General features: G+C 68.2%; 16 protein-coding genes. 8 read left to right on the plus strand and 8 right to left on the minus strand.

The features are described 5' to 3' along the window. Positions 1-46: 46 nt before the first annotated feature. Positions 47-925 carry a hypothetical protein gene (locus AC1Q9M_RS05375; protein ID WP_444688522.1) on the plus strand — a complete coding sequence of 293 codons (879 nt, stop codon included), beginning with the start codon at positions 47-49 and terminating at the stop codon, positions 923-925. Between the two features lie 17 nt (positions 926-942). On the opposite strand, the gene garD is transcribed toward AC1Q9M_RS05375, so the two are convergent. Further along, complete coding sequence (gene garD / locus AC1Q9M_RS05380; protein ID WP_444688521.1) at positions 943-2,583, minus strand: galactarate dehydratase; 1,641 nt, start codon at positions 2,581-2,583, stop codon at positions 943-945. 87 nt (positions 2,584-2,670) lie between these two features. On the opposite strand from garD, the gene AC1Q9M_RS05385 reads away from it, so the two are divergent. The 5 genes from AC1Q9M_RS05385 to glxR all read left to right on the plus strand — a co-directional run bounded on the left by AC1Q9M_RS05385 (position 2,671) and on the right by glxR (position 8,180). Continuing rightward, the gene (locus AC1Q9M_RS05385; RefSeq protein ID WP_382323193.1) at positions 2,671-3,705 is read left to right on the plus strand and encodes a LacI family DNA-binding transcriptional regulator; all 1,035 of its coding nucleotides are present in this window, start codon (positions 2,671-2,673) and stop codon (positions 3,703-3,705) included. A gap of 425 nt (positions 3,706-4,130) precedes the next feature. Next, positions 4,131-5,081 carry a Bug family tripartite tricarboxylate transporter substrate binding protein gene (locus AC1Q9M_RS05390; protein ID WP_382323194.1) on the plus strand — a complete coding sequence of 317 codons (951 nt, stop codon included), beginning with the start codon at positions 4,131-4,133 and terminating at the stop codon, positions 5,079-5,081. Between the two features lie 7 nt (positions 5,082-5,088). Beyond that, entirely contained in the window at positions 5,089-6,435 is a 1,347-nt protein-coding gene (gene gudD, locus AC1Q9M_RS05395; RefSeq protein WP_492432793.1) for a glucarate dehydratase, read from the plus strand. A 37-nt stretch (positions 6,436-6,472) separates the two neighbouring features. Further along, entirely contained in the window at positions 6,473-7,261 is a 789-nt protein-coding gene (locus tag AC1Q9M_RS05400; RefSeq protein WP_382327441.1) for an HpcH/HpaI aldolase family protein, read from the plus strand. A gap of 34 nt (positions 7,262-7,295) precedes the next feature. Continuing rightward, positions 7,296-8,180 carry a 2-hydroxy-3-oxopropionate reductase gene (gene glxR / locus AC1Q9M_RS05405; RefSeq protein WP_444688518.1) on the plus strand — a complete coding sequence of 295 codons (885 nt, stop codon included), beginning with the start codon at positions 7,296-7,298 and terminating at the stop codon, positions 8,178-8,180. 15 nt (positions 8,181-8,195) lie between these two features. Here glxR and AC1Q9M_RS05410 read toward each other — a convergent pair whose 3' ends face one another. Then, positions 8,196-9,161, minus strand: coding sequence for an MBL fold metallo-hydrolase (locus AC1Q9M_RS05410; RefSeq protein WP_492432796.1), 966 nt, complete (start codon positions 9,159-9,161; stop codon positions 8,196-8,198). Positions 9,162-9,163: 2 nt separating this feature from the next. After that, the gene (locus AC1Q9M_RS05415) at positions 9,164-10,150 is read right to left on the minus strand and encodes a Bug family tripartite tricarboxylate transporter substrate binding protein (RefSeq protein WP_492432798.1); all 987 of its coding nucleotides are present in this window, start codon (positions 10,148-10,150) and stop codon (positions 9,164-9,166) included. Between the two features lie 110 nt (positions 10,151-10,260). Between AC1Q9M_RS05415 and AC1Q9M_RS05420 the strand changes: the two genes are divergently transcribed. Beyond that, positions 10,261-11,520 (plus strand): LysR family transcriptional regulator, encoded by a 1,260-nt coding sequence (locus tag AC1Q9M_RS05420; RefSeq protein WP_492432799.1) that lies wholly within the window; start codon positions 10,261-10,263, stop codon positions 11,518-11,520. Here the strand turns inward: AC1Q9M_RS05420 and AC1Q9M_RS05425 are convergent. After that, a complete protein-coding gene (locus tag AC1Q9M_RS05425; protein ID WP_492432801.1) occupies positions 11,517-11,960 on the minus strand; it encodes an ACT domain-containing protein in 444 nt (147 codons plus the stop codon). The genes AC1Q9M_RS05420 and AC1Q9M_RS05425 overlap by 4 nt on opposite strands. A gap of 41 nt (positions 11,961-12,001) precedes the next feature. Here AC1Q9M_RS05425 and argP point away from each other — a divergent pair, with 41 nt between their 5' ends. Continuing rightward, positions 12,002-12,907, plus strand: coding sequence for an HTH-type transcriptional regulator ArgP (gene argP / locus AC1Q9M_RS05430; protein ID WP_444688514.1), 906 nt, complete (start codon positions 12,002-12,004; stop codon positions 12,905-12,907). Between the two features lie 6 nt (positions 12,908-12,913). On the opposite strand, the gene AC1Q9M_RS05435 is transcribed toward argP, so the two are convergent. From AC1Q9M_RS05435 to AC1Q9M_RS05450, 4 genes are all read right to left on the minus strand, one after another. Continuing rightward, positions 12,914-14,167, minus strand: a complete 1,254-nt coding sequence (locus tag AC1Q9M_RS05435; RefSeq protein ID WP_444688513.1) for a hypothetical protein — start codon at positions 14,165-14,167, stop codon at positions 12,914-12,916. 262 nt (positions 14,168-14,429) lie between these two features. Next, positions 14,430-15,506, minus strand: coding sequence for a pyridoxal phosphate-dependent aminotransferase (locus AC1Q9M_RS05440; RefSeq protein ID WP_492432803.1), 1,077 nt, complete (start codon positions 15,504-15,506; stop codon positions 14,430-14,432). Beyond that, positions 15,503-16,315: a trypsin-like peptidase domain-containing protein gene (locus AC1Q9M_RS05445; protein ID WP_382161927.1), complete on the minus strand. Its 813-nt coding sequence runs from the start codon at positions 16,313-16,315 to the stop codon at positions 15,503-15,505. The genes AC1Q9M_RS05440 and AC1Q9M_RS05445 overlap by 4 nt, the downstream gene beginning before the upstream one ends. Further along, positions 16,312-17,358: an extracellular catalytic domain type 1 short-chain-length polyhydroxyalkanoate depolymerase gene (locus AC1Q9M_RS05450; protein ID WP_492432805.1), complete on the minus strand. Its 1,047-nt coding sequence runs from the start codon at positions 17,356-17,358 to the stop codon at positions 16,312-16,314. The genes AC1Q9M_RS05445 and AC1Q9M_RS05450 overlap by 4 nt, the downstream gene beginning before the upstream one ends. Positions 17,359-17,374 lie beyond the last annotated feature (16 nt).

A 17,374-nucleotide genomic window follows, 5' to 3' on the forward strand; every position in this document is an offset into this window, starting at 1 on the left:
AGGGCCGACGCCCTCGACCACGCTGTCGATCAGTCCTTCGGCGCTGGTGCTGTCGGTCAAGGACACGGCGAGATCGCTCACTCTCACGGGTAAGCCCCGCAAATTCACGATCACGAACACGGGCACCGCACCTGCATTGGCCGTGATCTACGCTGTCGCCACGGGAAGCCCGGCTCTCCCGACCGGCACCACGACACTGTCGAACTGCACGACCTTGGCGCCCGGCGCCAGTTGCACGATCACGGTGACGCCCGACGCGACACCGTCGTCGGCCCGAGGCGACACCAATCCGGTTCCCGTCACCTTGAGTGTTGGCGGCAGCAACACCAACCTGCTCTCGCCGACCGTGCAGGTGGTGGGCTATGCCAACGTGTACCAAGGCGGTTATGTGTTCGCCATTGACGACAACACGCCCGATACCGGCAGCGTGGGTGGCAAGGTGGCTGCGCTGGAGGACGCGGGAGGCACCCCCGTACCGACGAAGCCGTGGAGCACCAGCAACGACGATGTGGTCGCCAGCACGAGCCTCACCGATGGCAAAGCAAACACGGCGGCGATCCTGGCCTTTTATTCAGGACTTGAACTGCCCGTCAACCATGCGGCCGGCCTGTGCAGTCTTTCTTCCAACGGCGGGGTCTCCGGTTGGTATCTGCCAGCCATCTGCGAAATGGGGCACGACCAGGCTGGCGCTGGAACGGGTTGTGGTTCCGCTGGCACCCCGCTTGCCGAGAACATGCAGTCGAACCTGGTCGCTGATGGCACCTTGACGGGTTTGCCTCCGCGCTATTGGAGTTCAACGCAAACGTCCACATCCATTGCCTGGCAACAGGAATTCGCGATTGGTCTGGCCAGCGGAACACAGTGGGCCGGAAACAAAGCCGGTGATTTGACGCCGGTACGCTGTGTCCGCGCATTGACCTACTGATCTCGCCCAGCCGGTGCTCAAGTCACCGGCGCCGGGTTGAACAGCACCAGCGCGTTGTGCAGCTTCCAGCGCTCGGCCCAGGTCTGCTGGCGGCCGCTGGCGACCTCGAGCATGAGGTGGAACAGCTCCCAGCCCACGTCTTCGATGCTCGCCGTGCCGTCGGCGATGGTGCCGGCGTTGATGTCCATCAGGTCGTGCCAGCGCCGCGCCAGGTCGCTGCGCGTGGCGACCTTGATCACCGGCACCGGCGCCAGCCCGTAAGGCGTGCCACGCCCGGTGGTGAACACGTGCAGATTCATGCCCGCGGCCAGCTGCAGCGTGCCGCAGATGAAGTCGCTCGCGGGCGTGGCGGCGTAGGTCAGGCCCTTGGCCTTGAGCTTCTCGCCGGGTGAGAGCACGTTGCTGATCGGCGCGCTGCCCGACTTCACGATCGAGCCCATGGCTTTTTCCACGATGTTGGACAGGCCGCCTTTCTTGTTGCCCGGTGTGGTGTTGGCGCTGCGGTCCACGCTGCCGCGTTGCAGGTAAGCGTCGTACCAGGCCATCTCGCGCACCATGGCCTGGGCCACCTCGGGCGTGGTGGCGCGCGCGGTGAGCTGGGCGATGCCGTCGCGCACCTCGGTGGTTTCGGAGAACATCACGCTCGCGCCCGCGCGCACCAGCAGGTCGGTGCAGAAGCCCACGGCCGGGTTGGCCGTGACGCCGGAAAACGCGTCGCTGCCGCCGCACTGCACGCCCACCACGAGTTCGCTGGCCGGCACGGTCACGCGCCGGCGCGCGTTCAGGCGCTCCAGGTGCTCTTCGGCCTGGCGCAGGATGGACTGGACCATGGACATGAAACCCACGTGCGCCTCGTCCTGCAGGCAAATGGTGTCCAACCCCCCTGCGCCGCTGCGCGGCTCCCCCCCTGGCAGGGGGGGCACCCCCTGTGGCCCGGCGAAGCCGGTTCCACGGGCGTCCTGGATGGGGATCGCGTCTGAGGGAAACAGGCGCTCGGGCTGCAGCTTCTCGCAGCCCAGGCTGACCACCATCACCTCGCCGCCGAAGTTCGGGTTCAGGCTGATGTGGCGCAGGGTGCGGATGGGAATGACGGCGTCGGGCGCGTCGATGGCCACGCCGCAGCCGTAGCCGTGTTCCAGCGCCACCACATCGTCCACGTTCGGGTATTGGGGCAGCAGCTCGGCCTTGATGCGCTGCACCGCGAAATCGGTGACGCCGGCGACACACTGCACCGTCTGCGTGATGGCCAGGATGTTGCGCGTACCGACCGAGCCGTCCGGGTTGCGGTAGCCCTCGAAGGTGTAACCCTCCAGCGGGGGCTGCGGCGCGGGCTTCACCGTGGCCATGGGCAGGTTCTCCAGGCCGCGCGCCTCGGGCATCTGCAGCAGGCGCTCGTGCACCCAGCTGCCGGCCGGGATGTGGTCCAGCGCGTGGCCGATGGGCACGCCGTAGCGCAGCACCGCCGCGCCGCGCGCCAGATCCACCAGCGCCACCTTGTGCCCTTGCGGCACCCGGTCGCGCAACACCACGGCGCCGCCGGGCAGGGCGGTGCCGGCCGGCAGGCCGCCATCGTTGGCCACGATCGCCACGTTGTCGGCGGCGTGCATGCGGATGGTCAGCGGCGCAAGGGCCGGGGGGGAAGCCAGGGTCTCGGGCATGCGCATCTCCTATGATTCAGCGCGCATCGCAGGCCTTTTGAGGCTACGATGTGATCAATTTGGTACCGGTACCATTTTAAGCCGCAAATGAAAGAAACCGACAACACCCGGCGTTCGCGCCGTGGCAGCGGGGCCATCACCCTGCGCGACGTGGCCAAGCTCGCGGGCGTGGCGCCCATCACCGCCTCGCGCGTGCTCAACACGCCGGAGCAGGTGTCGGTGGACGTGCGCAAGAAGGTGCTGGACGCGGTGCAGAAGACGGGTTACGTGCCCAACCGCATGGCGGGCGGGCTGGCGTCCTCGCGCAGCCGGCTGATCGCGGCGGTGGTGCCCAGCACGGTGATGTCGGTGTTCATGGAGACCATCGAGTCGCTCAACGGCACCTTGTTCGACGCGGGTTACCAGCTGATGCTGGGCCAGTCGAGCTACTCGGCCAGTCGCGAGGAGTCGCTGCTGGAGGCCATCATCGGCCGCCGACCGGACGGCATTTTCCTCACCGGCGTGTTGCACTCGGGCAAGGGCCGCACGCGTTTGCTGGCCTCGGGCATTCCGGTGGTGGAGACCTGGGACCTGACGCCCGCGCCGATCGACATGCTGGTGGGTTTTTCGCACGCCGACATCGGCCGCGAGGTGGCGAAGTTCCTGATCGGCAAAGGGCGGCGGCGCCTGGCGATGATTCGCGCGGACGACGAGCGCGCCGACCGGCGTGCCAAGGCGTTTGCGGCGGAGGTAGCGCGCAGTGGGCTGGCCGAGGCCAAGGTGGAGGTGGTGGACGTGGGGGCTTCGCGCACGATCAAGAGCGGGCGGGATGCATTGACCCGCCTGCTGGAGATCGAGCCCGAGGTGGACGCGGTGTTCTGCAGTTCGGATCTGCTGGCTTCGGGGGTGGTGACGGAGGCGCGGGTGCGCGGCATCGACATCCCGGGCCGTCTGGCCATCGTGGGTTTCGGTGATGTGCCTTTCGTGGCGGACATGGTGCCGGCGCTGAGCACGGTGCACATCAACGGCGCGGACATCGGGCGCATGGCGGGGCGGTGTCTGATCGACCGGGCCGAGGGGCGGGAGGTGGCCCAGCGGGTGGTGGATGTGGGGTTTTCCATCGTCGAGCGGGATACCACCTGATTTTTCTCCGGCTGATCCGGTCCTCGGCGATCGGGGTGGCCGGCTCCGCTCATGTCCCCCGAACCGGCTGCGCCGGTTCTCCTCCTTTACTTCGCTGCGCCGGCCACCCCGATCGCCGAGGACCTCGTGGTACTCGGTCCGTGGGCGTGCCAGCATTGCTTCGGCTCAGGAGTGCCGGGCGTTCTGCGCAGCGGGGTAAAGGAGGAGGCGGCACCAGCCGCCGGGGGACACCCGCAGAGCAGAGCGCCCGGCGCTCCTGAGCCCGCGAGGTGTCTCACAACCAATCCCCACCCAAAAAGCTCAACCAAAAAAACCGTTTGACGCCCCAATTTGGTACCGGTACCATCCGCATCACCTCCATTTGGTACCGGTACCAAATCGGAGTCCCTTGCCGCAAGATTCCCAACGACAGGAGACAAGACACCATGAAGAAACTGCTGTGCGCGCTCGGCGCGTCCATGACCCTCACCGCGGCCATGGCCTGGCCGGAAAAACCCGTCACCATCATCGTGCCCTTCCCCCCCGGCGGCTCCACCGACCTCATCGCCCGCACCCTGCAACCCAAACTGCAGGAAAAATTCGGCGGCACCTTCGTGGTCGACAACAAGGCCGGCGCCACCGGCACCATCGGCGCCGCCCAGGTCGTGCGCTCCGCACCCGACGGCCACACCCTGCTCGTCGCCTCCCTCGGCCCTTACGTGATCGCGCCCCACCTCACCAAAGTCCCCTACGACGCCACCAAGGAGATGGACTACATCACCGTCGCCGTGCAGGCGCCCAACGTGCTCGTCGTGCCCGCCGCCTCGCCGCACAAGAGCATGGCCGACGTGCTCGCGTTCCAGAAAGCCAACCCCGGCAAGATGACCTTCGCCTCCTCCGGCAACGGCAGCAGCGACCACCTCACCGCCGAGCTCTACTGGCAGCAGACCAACACCACCGGCGTGCACGTGCCCTACAAGGGCGGCGGCCCCGTGATGACCGACCTGCTGGGCAACCAGGTGGACTCGTCCTTCATGAACATCAACACCGCCATGCCGCAGATCAAGGCCGGCAAGCTGCGCGCGCTCTCCATCACCAGCGCCCAGCGCTCGCCCCTGCTGCCCGACGTGCCCACGCTGCAGGAACTCGGCATCAAGGACGCCAACGTGTACTCCTGGCAGGCCGTCTCGGGCCCGAAAGGCATGCCGGCCGACCTGAAGAACAAGCTGCAGGCCGCCATCAAGGACGCGCTCAACGACCCCGCCATCAAGCCCAAACTGCTCGAGCTGGGCTTCGAGATCGTGGCCAACACGCCCGAGCAGTTCACCGCCTTCCAGGCCAGCGAATTCGCGCGCTGGAAAAAACTGATCGAAGCCCGCAACATCAAGGCAGATTGACCCGCTCATGCTGAACCCCGCCACCGTGTCCTCCACCCCCCGCGTCACCGAGCTGCGCGTCGTTCCCGTCGCGGGCCGCGACGGCATGCTGCTCAACCTGAGCGGCGCGCACGCGCCGTTCTTCACGCGCAACATCCTCATCCTCACCGACAGCGCCGGGCGCACCGGCGTGGGCGAGGTGCCCGGTGGCGAGAAGATCCGCCAGACGCTGGAGGACGCGCGCGAGCTGGTGGTGGGCCAGCCCCTGGGGGCGCACCAGAAGGTGCTGCAGCAGCTGCAGACCCGATTCGCCGACCGCGACGCGGGCGGGCGCGGGCTGCAGACCTTCGACCTGCGCACCACCATTCACGCCGTGACGGCGGTGGAGTCGGCCCTGCTGGACCTGCTCGGCCAGCACCTGGAGGTGCCCGTGGCCGCGCTGCTCGGCGAAGGCCAGCAGCGCGACGCGGTGGAGATGCTGGGCTACCTGTTCTTCGTCGGCGACCGGAAAAAAACCAACCTGCCGTACGCCAGCGAGCCCGATGCCGACAACGCCTGGAGCCGCCTGCGGCACGAGACCGCGATGACGCCCGAGGCCGTGGTGCGCCTGGCCGAGGCCGCGCGCGAGCGCTACGGCTTCAACGACTTCAAGCTCAAGGGCGGTGTGCTGCGCGGCGAGCAGGAAGTGGAAGCCGTCACCGCGCTGCACGAGCGCTTTCCGCAGGCGCGCGTCACGCTCGACCCCAACGGCGGCTGGCTGCTCAAGGACGCGATCCGCCTCATGCGCGACATGCGCGGCGTGGTCGCCTACGCCGAAGACCCCTGCGGCGCGGAAGAGGGCTTCTCGGGCCGCGAGGTGATGGCCGAGTTCCGCCGCGCCACCGGCCTGCCCACGGCCACCAACATGATCGCCACCGACTGGCGCCAGCTCAGCCACGCGCTGGCGCTGCAGAGCGTGGACATCCCGCTGGCCGACCCACACTTCTGGACCATGGCCGGCAGCGTGCGCGTGGCGCAGACCTGCCGCGACTGGGGCCTGACCTGGGGCTCGCACTCCAACAACCATTTCGACGTCTCGCTCGCGATGTTCACCCACGTGGGCGCGGCCGCGCCCGGCAAGGTCACCGCGATCGACACGCACTGGATCTGGCAGGATGGCCAGCGCCTGACGAAGGAACCGCTGAAGATCGTGGACGGTCATGTGCAGGTGCCGAAGAAGCCCGGCCTGGGCGTCGAACTCGACATGGCCGAGGTGGAGAAGGCGCACCGGCTCTACATGGAACATGGCCTGGGCGCGCGCGACGACGCGATCGCCATGCAGTTCCTGATCCCGAACTGGACCTTCAACCCCAAGCGCCCGGCGCTGGACCGCTGACACTCCCCCGACCCATCTGCAAAGAAGAAGGAACCTGATGAGACCCAACCGTCTGCGTGAAATCTGGGCCCGTGGCGGCGCCGTGGCCAACGGCTGGCTGGCCATTCCCAACAGCTTTTCCGCCGAGACCATGGCGCACCAGGGCTGGGACTCGCTGACCATCGACCTGCAGCACGGCGTGGTGGACTACCAGGCCATGGTGGGCATGCTGCAGGCCATCTCCACCACCGACACCGTGCCCGTGGTGCGCGTGCCCTGGCTGGAGCCCGGCATCCTCATGAAGACCCTGGATGCGGGCGCCTACGCGGTGATCTGCCCGATGGTGAACAGCCGCGCGGACGCCGAGAAGCTGGTGGCGTACACGCACTACGCGCCGCGCGGCACGCGCAGCTTCGGCCCGGTGCGCGCGCTGCTCTACGGCGGTGCCGACTACCCGAAGCACGCGAACGACACCATCGTCACCTTCGCCATGATCGAGACCGCGCAGGCGCTGGACAACCTGGAAGAGATCCTCTCCACGCCCGGGCTGGACGCGATCTACATCGGCCCATCCGACCTCTCGCTCGCGCTCGGCTGCAACCCGACCTTCGATGACCTCGACCCCAAGGCCGCCGCCGCCGTGGAGCACATCCTGGCGCGCGCCAAGGCGCACGGCCTGGTGGCCGGCATCCACAACGGGTCGCCCGAAGCGGCCGCGCGCCGCATCGCCATGGGCTTCCAGTTCGTCACCATCAGTTCGGACGCTCGCCTCATGGCCGCCGGCTCGCAGCAGGTGCTCTCGACGCTGCGCGCCTCGCAGCCCAAGGCCACGCCCGACGGCTACTGAGCGCCTCCCCCACCCCTCTTTTCAAGGAAGTTTCATGAAGATCGGATTCATCGGCCTGGGCATCATGGGCACGCCCATGGCCCTGCACCTCGTCAACGCCGGCCACTCGCTGTACGTGCACACGCGCAGCCAGGTGCCCGAAGCCATCCAGGCCGCCGGTGGCGTGCGCCGCGAGAACGCCGCCGCCGTGGCGAAAGAGGCCGAGGTGATCTTCACCATGGTGCCCGACACGCCCGATGTGGAAGCCGTGCTGTTCGGCGAGAACGGCGTGGCGCAAGGCCTGAGCAAGGGCAAGGTGGTGGTCGACATGAGCTCGATCTCGCCCATGGCCACCAAGGAATTCGCGAAGAAGATCAACGCGCTGGGCTGCGACTACGTCGACGCGCCGGTGTCCGGCGGCGAGGTCGGCGCCAAGGCCGGCTCGCTCACCATCATGTGCGGTGGCGACGAGGCCGTGTTCGAGCGCGTGCGCCCGCTGCTGGAGCTGATGGGCAAGAACATCACGCTCGTCGGCGGCAACGGCGACGGCCAGACCACCAAGGTGGCCAACCAGATCATCGTGGCGCTCAACATCGCGGCGGTGAGCGAGGCCCTGGTGTTCGCCAGCAAGGCCGGCGCCGACCCGGCCAAGGTGCGCCAGGCGCTGATGGGTGGCTTCGCCGCCAGCCGCATCCTGGAGGTGCACGGCGAGCGCATGATCAAGCGCACCTTCAACCCGGGCTTTCGCATCAAGCTGCACCAGAAGGACCTGAACCTCGCGCTGCAGGGCGCGAAGGAGCTCGGTGTGGGCCTGCCGCAGACCGCCAGCGCCGCCCAGCTCATGGGCGCCTGCGCCGCGAACGGCCTGGCCGACCTGGATCACTCGGCGCTGGTGAAGGCGCTGGAGCTGATGGCCAACCACGAGGTGGCCAAGGGCTGACGCCGTCCCTGGTGGCTACGCCGACGTGAAGGCGTAGCCGTTGCCCTCGGCCTGGATGCGGCCGAACGCCGGGAAGGGGAAGTGGTACCCGCCCACGATGCCCTGGTCCGCCGCCGCGCGCGCCAGCGCGGCCCGGCGCGAGGCGCGCGCGGTGTCCGGGTCCATGTCGAACTGCACCTGCCAGTCCGGGTTGCGGGTGAACAGCGCGGGGTAGTGCGCCGCGTCGGCCAGGTAGGTGAAGCTCGCGCTCGAGCCGCGCAGCGAGAACAGCGTGTGCCCCGGTGAATGGCCGTAGGCGGCGATGCTGTCCACCGCACCGAGCAACCGGTCTCCGGGTGTGAAGCGCTGCAGCTGGTCGGCCGGATAGCCATCCAGCACGCGGCGCGCGTTCACGAAGCCCGGCTTGGCGCCCGGCGGCGCCGTTTCCAGGCGCTTCGGGTCCATCCAGAAGTCGTATTCGGGCGTGGGCACCAGCACCGTGGCGTTCGGGAACACCAGGCCGCCGTCCTTGCGGCGCAGGCCGCTTACGTGGTCGCCGTGCAGGTGGCTCAGCAACACCGTGTCGATGTCCGCCGGGCCCAGGCCGGCGCCGCGCAGGTTCTCCAGCAGGCGCCCGGTGTTGGGCGGCCCGTTGTCGGCGAAACCCGTGTCGATGAGGCAGCGCTTGCCGCCCACGATCAGCAGGAAGGCGTTGTAGGGCACGTCGATGTACTCGGTGGGCAGTTGCTGCGAGGCCAGCACGGCTTTCACCTGTTCCAGCGGCGCGTTGCGCACGAACTCTTCGCCCAGCGGGCGGCGCACCACGCCGTCGTTGAGCGCGAGCACCTCGGCCGAACCGAGCGAGAACCGCCGCCAGCCCTGGGTGGGCAGGGGCGCCGTGCCCAGGTTGCCGCTGCCCTGCGACCAGGCCGAGCCGAAAGCGAGCGCGGTGGCACTCGCCGCACCCCAAAGAAGGAAATCTCGCCGGGTGGAGGTGGTCATGGTCAGTCGGCCTTCACGTTGCCGCGCTGGATCACCTTGGCCCAGCGGGGAATCTCGCGCGCGATCAGCTGCGCGAAAGCCTGCGGCGTGGTGGGCGTGGGCACGGCGCCTTCGATCGCCAGCGCGCGCGCCACCTCGGGCGAGGTCAGGGCCTTGTTGATCTCGCTGTTGTAGAGCGCGATCAGCGGCGCGGGCAGGCCGGCCGGGGCCACGATGCCGTACCACTGGTCGGCGTCGAAGCCGGGGTAGCCGCTCTCGGCGACCGTGGGCACGTCGGGCAGGGCCGGCATGCGCTGCGGGCTGGAGACCGCCAGCGGCCGCAGGCGCCCGCTGCGAATGTGGGCGATCAGGGCCGGCGAGCCGGTGAAGATCGCCTCCACCTGGCCGCCCAGCACATCGCTCACGGCCGGCGCCGCGCCCCGGTAGGGGATGTGCGGCATGAAGATGCCGGCTTCCTGCTTGAGGTACTCGAAAGTGATGTGGGCCGCGCTGCCATTGCCGCCCGACGAGTAGTTGAGCCGGCCCGGCTCGGCCTTGGCCTTGGCGATGAAGGCCTTGAAGTCGGTGGCGGGAAACTTCTCGTTGACCACCAGCACGTTGGGCACGCGGGCCACCAGCGCCAGCGGGGCGAAGCTCTTGACCGGGTCGTAGGGCAGCTTGGGGTAGATCGAGGGGTTGATCGCCAGCGTGCCGATGTGGCCCATCATGATCGTGGCGCCGTCCGGTGCCATGCGGGCCACCTCGCCCGCGCCCACCGAGCCGGCCGCGCCGCCCTTGTTCTCGATCACCACCGTGATGCCCAGTTGCGTGGCCAGCCGCGCGCCGATCGCGCGCCCCAGGATGTCGGTGGAGCCGCCCGGGGGGAAGGGCACCACCAGCTTGATGGTCTTGGGCAAGGAGGCCTGAGCCTGAGCGTGGCCGACGGCCAGGCCGGCGGCGGTGGCCAGCACCAGTTGGCGCCGGGTGATCCGGGGGACTGAAAAGGTCATGAGATTCTGTTTATAGGAGAACGGGTTGAAACGCCACCCAGTGTCGCGGCTGGCCGCCGGCGCCACAACTGCAATATGCTTGGCCCGAATTGCAATCTGCTTATGACAGCATGGACCCACACGACGACCCGCTGACCCGGTTGCGCGCGCTGCGCACCGTGGAAGCCACGCACGAAGGTGGCAGCGCGGCCGTGGCCGCGCAGACCCTGCACTGCTCCACCTCCACCGTCTCGCGCACCATCCAGCAGACCGAGCAGGCCTTGCGGGTGGCCCTGTTCGAGCGCGGCACCCGGGGCATGGTGTGCACGACCGCCGGGCTGGCGGTGGTGCGCGGCTGCGCGGCCATGCGCGCCGAGCTGGTGCTGAGCGCCTCGGAAAGCACCCCGCAGGATCCTCGGCCGGAGCCCCTGCGGCGCCAGGTGGAGAGCCTGTTCCGCGTGCTCACGGTGCCCATGCTGCGCTGCTTCGTGGTCTGCGCCGAACTGGCCAACGAAACGCTGGCCGCGCGCTCGCTCGGCCTGTCGCAGCCGGCGGTCAGCCAGCAGCTGCGGTCCCTGCACCAGGCCTATGGCCGCGCCTTGATGCAGCGCACCCAGCGGGGCCTGCGCCTGACACGCGACGGCGAGCGGGTGTTGGCGCCGCTCAAGCGCGTGCTCAACATCCTGCGCGTGCTCCAGGAACAGATGTCCGCCTACCGGGGCGAGGCCACGGGGCGCCTGCACCTGGGCGTGCTGCCCATGGCCAGCACCTCGCTGGCGCCGCGCGCCCTGGCCGGGCTGCTGCAGCGCATGCCCAAGGTGGTGGTGACCGTGAGCGACGGCACCTACGACGCCATGGCCCGGCAGCTCAAGACCGGTGACCTCGACATGATCCTCGGCCCCCTGCGCGGCGAGCTCGTGGCGCCCGAGCTGGAAGAGCGCGAGCTGTTCCGGGAGTCGCTGATCGCGGTGGTGCGCCAGGGCCATGCGCTGGCCTCGGCGGGGCGGCTGCGCTCCCTGCGCCAGTTGCGCCACCAGGCCTGGATCGCGCCGCTGGAAAACACGCCGGCCCATGCCGCCTTCGAGCGTGCGTTCCGCGCCGCCGGCGCGCCCTTGCCCCAGGCCTCGTTCCACGCCAACAGCCCGCCGCTGGTGCGCGCGCTGCTGATGAAGAGCGACCACATCGCGCTGATGTCGCCATTGCAGGTGCAGGAAGACCTGGCGAGTGGCGCGCTGGTGCGCGTGCCGGTGACGTTGCACGAAGTGGACCGCCGCATCGGCATCACCGTGCGGCGGGCCTTCGCCTGGCCACCGTCCTGCGTCTACCTGTGGAAGCAGCTCAACGCGCTGACGCCGTTCGAGCGAACCCAGGTGGGCGACGCAGGCACTTAGGTCTGCGCTGTTTTTCGCGAGAGCTGGCCCAGCGCGGCGAGCGTTTCGGACAACTTGTCGGACGGCACGAAAAGATGGTCGTGATAAAAGCCGGAGACCACGTTGCAGGGGATCGATGCCGCCGCCAGCACGCTGCAGACTCGCGCGAGAAAGCCCACGGCTGCCAGCGAGGAGTGCACGGACAGGGTGATCAAAACGGACTCGAATTGAAAGGCGATGCCCAGCGCCTGGGCCTGCTCCTTGGGCACGATGGCCGTCAGGCCTTCCGCTTCCTGCATGGTGCAAACCGGTTCGAGTCGGTCGAGTAGCGAGGCATCGCGGAGGGTGCAATAGACGAAGGTGCCGGGCTGAACCTGTGGCGCCATCTGTTGCAGCAGTTTGTCGAGATCGCTTTCGCCTGCCATGGGGAGTTCAAAGTGTTGTGTGATGGAAAACTTCACCGGTGCGAGACCGTTGACTGTACAGGCGAGGAGAGAGGTTGATGCTGAACAGAGAGCAATTGGAGACGTTTGCGTCGGTCGTCGAGCATGGGAGCTTTGATCGTGCTGCCGCGGTGCTCAACGTGACCAAGGGTGCAGTGTCACAGCGCATCAAGGCGCTGGAGGACTCGCTTTCTAACGTGCTCCTGGTGCGCGCCAAGCCCGTGGTTCCCACGTCGTCCGGTGAAACACTGATGCGCCACGTCAAGATGCTTCGACTGATTGAGGAAGCCGTGTTGACCGATCTGGTGCCCACGAGCTGCGAGAAGAAGGCGGTCCCGGTTGCGATCGCCGTCAATGCCGATTCTTTGGCGACGTGGTTCTCTCAAGCGCTTTGGCGGATTCTTGAGACGAAACGCATCGCGCTGGAGTTGGTGATCGATGACCAGGATCACACCATGGAACGGCTCATCAAGGGGGAGGTGATCGGGTGCATCTCCACCAAGTCGGATGCCATGCCCGGGTTCGTTGCCGAGCCGCTGGGACACATGGAGTACCGGTGTTACGCCACGCCGCAGTTCTCGGCCCGACACTTTCCGAATGGGCTTGGCCTTCAGGCCGTGCTGGATGCACCCGCCGTCCTCTTCAACAGGAAGGACTCGCTGCACGACGACTTTCTGGAGAAGGTGTTCGGCTTTCAGGTCGCACGGTATGTGAAGCACTATCTTCCGGCTCCGAACACTTTGCGCGAAGCGATCCTGAGGGGGGCGGGCTATGGCCTCCTGCCGGCAGAGCAGGCGAAGGGTGATGTCGAGACGTCCACGTTGATCGAGCTGACCCCGGGTCAAGTCATGAAGGTCGTTCTCTATTGGCATCGATGGGAAGTCGAGCCGCCTGTCTTTCAGGAGATGACGCGCGTTGTTGTCAACGCCGCGCGCGCCACGCTGGCGCAGGAACCGTCGAAATAGAGGCACTCAGGATGGCAGTTTTCTGAGCTTCCCCGCGATGGCGACAATGCAAAAAACGGAGGCGGATGCAACCAATCCAGCCAGCAGCGAAGCGAGATCCCCGTCCGTGAAATGAGCCCCCGCCCACGCCAACAGGTAGACACCAGCAGAAGCCACGAAGCCAGTCCCCATGATGAGGGAGGCTTGTGATGCGGTCAGCTTCCAGTTCGCAAGCAGAGCGACGAAGACGATCGCGATGCTGCCGATGTAAATCACGTTCACTGAAACCATCGTGGCGACGATCCCTTGCCCGCGTGTGGCCAGCGCTGTTGCCATTCCCAGTGCGACAAGACTCGCCCGGATGCCGCTGACGAACGCGATGCCTTGAGTTGCCGAGTCCAACGCTTCGGTCATGGCTCGCGTGATGGCGGCCCCCGATCCCAGTGCGGCGGCAGACAAACCCAACAACAGCGTGCTGCCGATGGCCGCACCGAGATGGCCGACCTCTTGAGCCAAGATGAACGGGATGATCTGTTTCGCATCGGAGAGGTTCGTGAGATGGCCGCCTTCCTTGAACCCGAGCACGACCGACGCGGGAAGAAAGCTCACGGCGATCAGACACCCCGCAGCAATGAGGCAACCCCACACGGCGCCAGAGGCTCGCCTGGCCGCCAGAAGGAACTGGTGGTAGTCGGCGCCCGTGCACACCAGCGCGGCAACCGCGACCGAGATGGACACCATGGCGCCAACGCCCAGCAAGGGCGCGTCAGCGATGAACCTCTGTGGGCTTTTCAGGTAGATGGCGCCACCGTTGCCATTGATCAATGCGAGGACGAGAACCACGCCACTTGCCAACAAGAAGACAGAGAGCACGGCAGAGGCGGTCCTCAAATCCAGCCGGGATGCAACCAGGATGCATAGCAACACAAGCGCGTAGGCTGCGATCGCGCTCAATCCCAGCAGGTTGAGGATGGCAACGCCACCATGGATTTGTGCCGCCAGCACCCCGGCCATCCAGATCACCGACAAGAGGGCCACAGCCTGTCTGGAGCGTTCCCCAAAGGCTGCCCCGAAGAAGTCCCAGATGGACATGCCGGATCGCCACAACCGGGCCGCAAAAAAAGTGAGCAAGAGCATGCCGAAGGCGGTGGCCAGGCCGTAGATGCTGCCGCCCATGCCATAGGTCATCGCCATTTCGCCTGAGCCCAACAGGAATCCGATGCCGTAGCTCGCCGACACGAGCAATGCAGCGACTTGAAAAGCGCTCAATGTCCGGCGCACGCTGGATGCCCCTCCTCATGCGCACGAGGGCCGGTACAGAGCTGTGCTCCGTTGCAGTTCTTCCAGAATGGCGCTTCTCTGAATCATGGGCTTCTCCGAGAGATCCCTTGGCCCTGGATGGGCCTTTCGGGGTGCGCGCATTCTCTCGGTGCCGGTGGTCTACGAGGCCTTTTTTCTCATCGGTTTAGAAAATTTGAGAAAGAGGCAAAAGAATTGAACACGCCTGCCTTCTCACGTTCAACCAAGGGAAGTGAGTCTCTTCCTAGGCCATCAACCCAGCCGCGCGCAGGAACGCATCGTTCTCTTCCACCGTGCCCACGGTCACGCGGAAGCAGCCCTGCAGGCCGTGCAGGCGGTCCTGCCGGCGCACCAGCACGCCGCCGGCGAGCAGTTGCGCATGCGCTTGGGCCGCGTCGTGTGTGCGCACGAGCAGGAAGTTGGCGTGCGAGGGCAGGGGCCGCCAGCTCGGGTGGCCTTGCAAGGCGGTGAACAGGCGCTCGCGTTCGCGCAGGGTTTGCGCCACGCGCTCTTTCACGTAGCCGGGGTGCTCCAGCGCCACTTGCGCGCACACCGTCTGCAGCACCGACACGCCAAACGGCGGCACCAGCTTGCGCAACTGGCGCGCCACGCCGTCGGAGGCCAGCGCGTAGCCCATGCGCAGGCCGGCCAGGCCCCAGGCCTTGGAGAGCGTGCGCAGCAGCACCACGTGCGGGTGTCGGCGCGCGAGTTCGCGCGCATCGTGTTCGGTGAAGTGGTGGTAGGCCTCGTCGATGACGAGCAGCCAGCCGTGGCCGCTGGCCTGCGCGAGCCGCTCCAGTTCGTCGAGTTCGCACAGCGAGCCGGTGGGCGCGTGCGGGCGGGGCAGGTAGATCACGCCCTGCGGCGCGGGGCCCGGTGAGGTGCCCAGGGCGGCGATCACGGCATCGATGTTGATCGAGGTGTCGTCGCGCAGCGGCACTTCGGTGAGGGTGGCGCCGAGCAGTTCCGCGTCCAGGCCGTAGAGCGCGAAGTTGGGTTTGACGGTGACGACGCGCCCGCCGCCCAGCGCGCTGAGCTGGATCAGCAGGGCGATCAGCACGTTGCTGCCGGTGGTGACCACGGTGCCTTCGGGCGACCAGCCTTCGTGCCGCGCCATCGCTTCGCACAGGGCTTCGGCGTTGAGGTCGGTGTAGCGGTGCCAGGGCAGCTGGCGCAGGCGCTCGAGCGCGAGGCCTTTCAGTTCGTCGGGGAAGTCGGCGAAGGATTCGTTCTGGTCGAGCTTGATGGGCGCCGTGATCGGGGAGAAGGGGTAGTCGGGGCTGGCGAGGACGGCGGGGCGGACAGGAGGCAGCGGGTTCATTCGGCGGTGGCGGGTTCGGTCAGGGTGAGCAGGATGTCGGCGTACCAGGCGCAGTTCAGGCCCAGCGACTCGTCGAGCACGAGGTCGCGGTTGCCCATGTCCATGCGCGAGGAGTGCACGCCCAGCAGCTTCCAGGGCAGGGCGGCGGTGGCGGGTGTGGGTTGGGTGTCGCGCATGACCACGGCCGCGCCGCTGGTGCCCCGGTGGGTGCGCGCGTCGGTCAGGAAGAAGCCCTGGGCCTGGAAGCGGATGCCGAAGGGCGAGGCGATGGCCGCGTGGCGCAGCACCGGCAGGTGGTGCACCACGTCGTGGAAGCCGAGCGGAAAACCCACCACCATCAGCGAGGTGTCGGCGGGCACGGCGTCGAAGGCGGTCTGCAGGTGGGCCGGTGTGAAGGCGCGCACCACGGCCTCGGCGGGGAAGGCGCCACGGTCGAGTTCGATCACCGCCACGTCGATCTCACCACCGCTGTCCTCGCCCTGGTGCCAGACGGCGAGGCCGTCCACGTACAAGGGCACCGAAAAGCCGGTGGAGACCGTGAGGTTGACCGCGTCCATGTGCAGGCCGATCTCGATGCGGTCGGGCCGGTGGTCGGTGGCCTCGTCGATCAGCACGTGGCGGCTGGTGACGAGGTACAGGCGCGCGTCGCGCTCGAAGAAGAAGCCGCTGGCGTTGGTCAGCGGCTGGGTGCCCACGAAGGTGGAGACCTGGGGCGCGGCCAGGAACAGCGGGTCCACCAGCACGGGGGCGGTGGCGGGGGCCGGGGCCTTGGCGACGGCCTTGGGCGCGTGGCGGGTGTGTTTGCTCATCGGTCCAGTGTGGCAGGTTTCGTGGGCGTTTCCGTGCCGGGCATCCGGCGGAACTGGCGCGAGACGAAGGCCCAGGCCATGCGCGAGGCATCGGGCCCCCGGGCGTCGCTGTAGGGCTGGCTGGCCGTGCCGCCGCTCCACGCATGGCCCAGCCGGGGCACCTCCACCAGGCTGACCAGGGCGCGGCCGCGCTGCTTGAAATCGGTCACCGTCATGGGGTGGCGCTGGCCGCGCCGCAGTTCGCGGGGCGCGCCGGCGGTGGCGCCGAGTTGCCCGGCCCACAGCCGCGCCACGGCCGCGCCGTTGCTGGGCGAGACCACGGCGTCGCTGCCGCCCTGGATGACCAGCAGCGGTGGCCAGCGCTCGGCCGCGGGGGCGGCGGGCGCTTCGCCTGGCGGCGCTGGCAGGCGGCGCCCGCGCATGGCGGCGAGCGCGGTGGCGGTGGATTCGGCCACCCCGGGCGCCACGCCCGAGTGCATCACCACGGCCTGGAAGCGCGCGGGCTCGCGCGTGGCCAGCAGCGCCGCCATGCCAGCGCCGGCCGAGAGGCCGGCCAGCGCGATGCGCGCGGGGTCCACCGGGTAGAGCAGGGTGGCCTGGTCGATCATCGCGAGGATGAGCGAGGCCTCGGCCTGGGCGCGGCCGCTGCGCGTGTCGTACCAGTTCCAGCAGCGCTGGGGGTGGGCCAGGCGGTCCTGCTCGGGGTAGAGCACCAGAAAACCTTCGCGGCGCGCCAGGGCGTTCATGCGCGTGCTGGCCGCGAAGCCCGCACTGTCCTGGCCGCAGCCGTGCAGCATCACCAGCAGCGGCACCTTCCCTTGGGCAGGCAGGTCGGGCGGGCGGTAGAGCCGGTAGCGCCGCGCGCCGCCGGGGCCCAGGGCCAGGCCGGGCAGCCAGTCGCCCGGGCCGGTGGCCACGCCGCGCGTCGCCTTGGCCCGCGCCACCCGGGGGGCGCGCGGCAGTTGTCGGGCCGCGCGCGCCATCGCGCGCAGGTTGCGGTTGAAGGCCTTGACCCAGGTGGACGTGGCGCGCCGGCGTGCCACGGCGTCAGCCCCTGCG

The organism is Hydrogenophaga sp. GW823-FHT04C09, assembly GCF_058796355.1.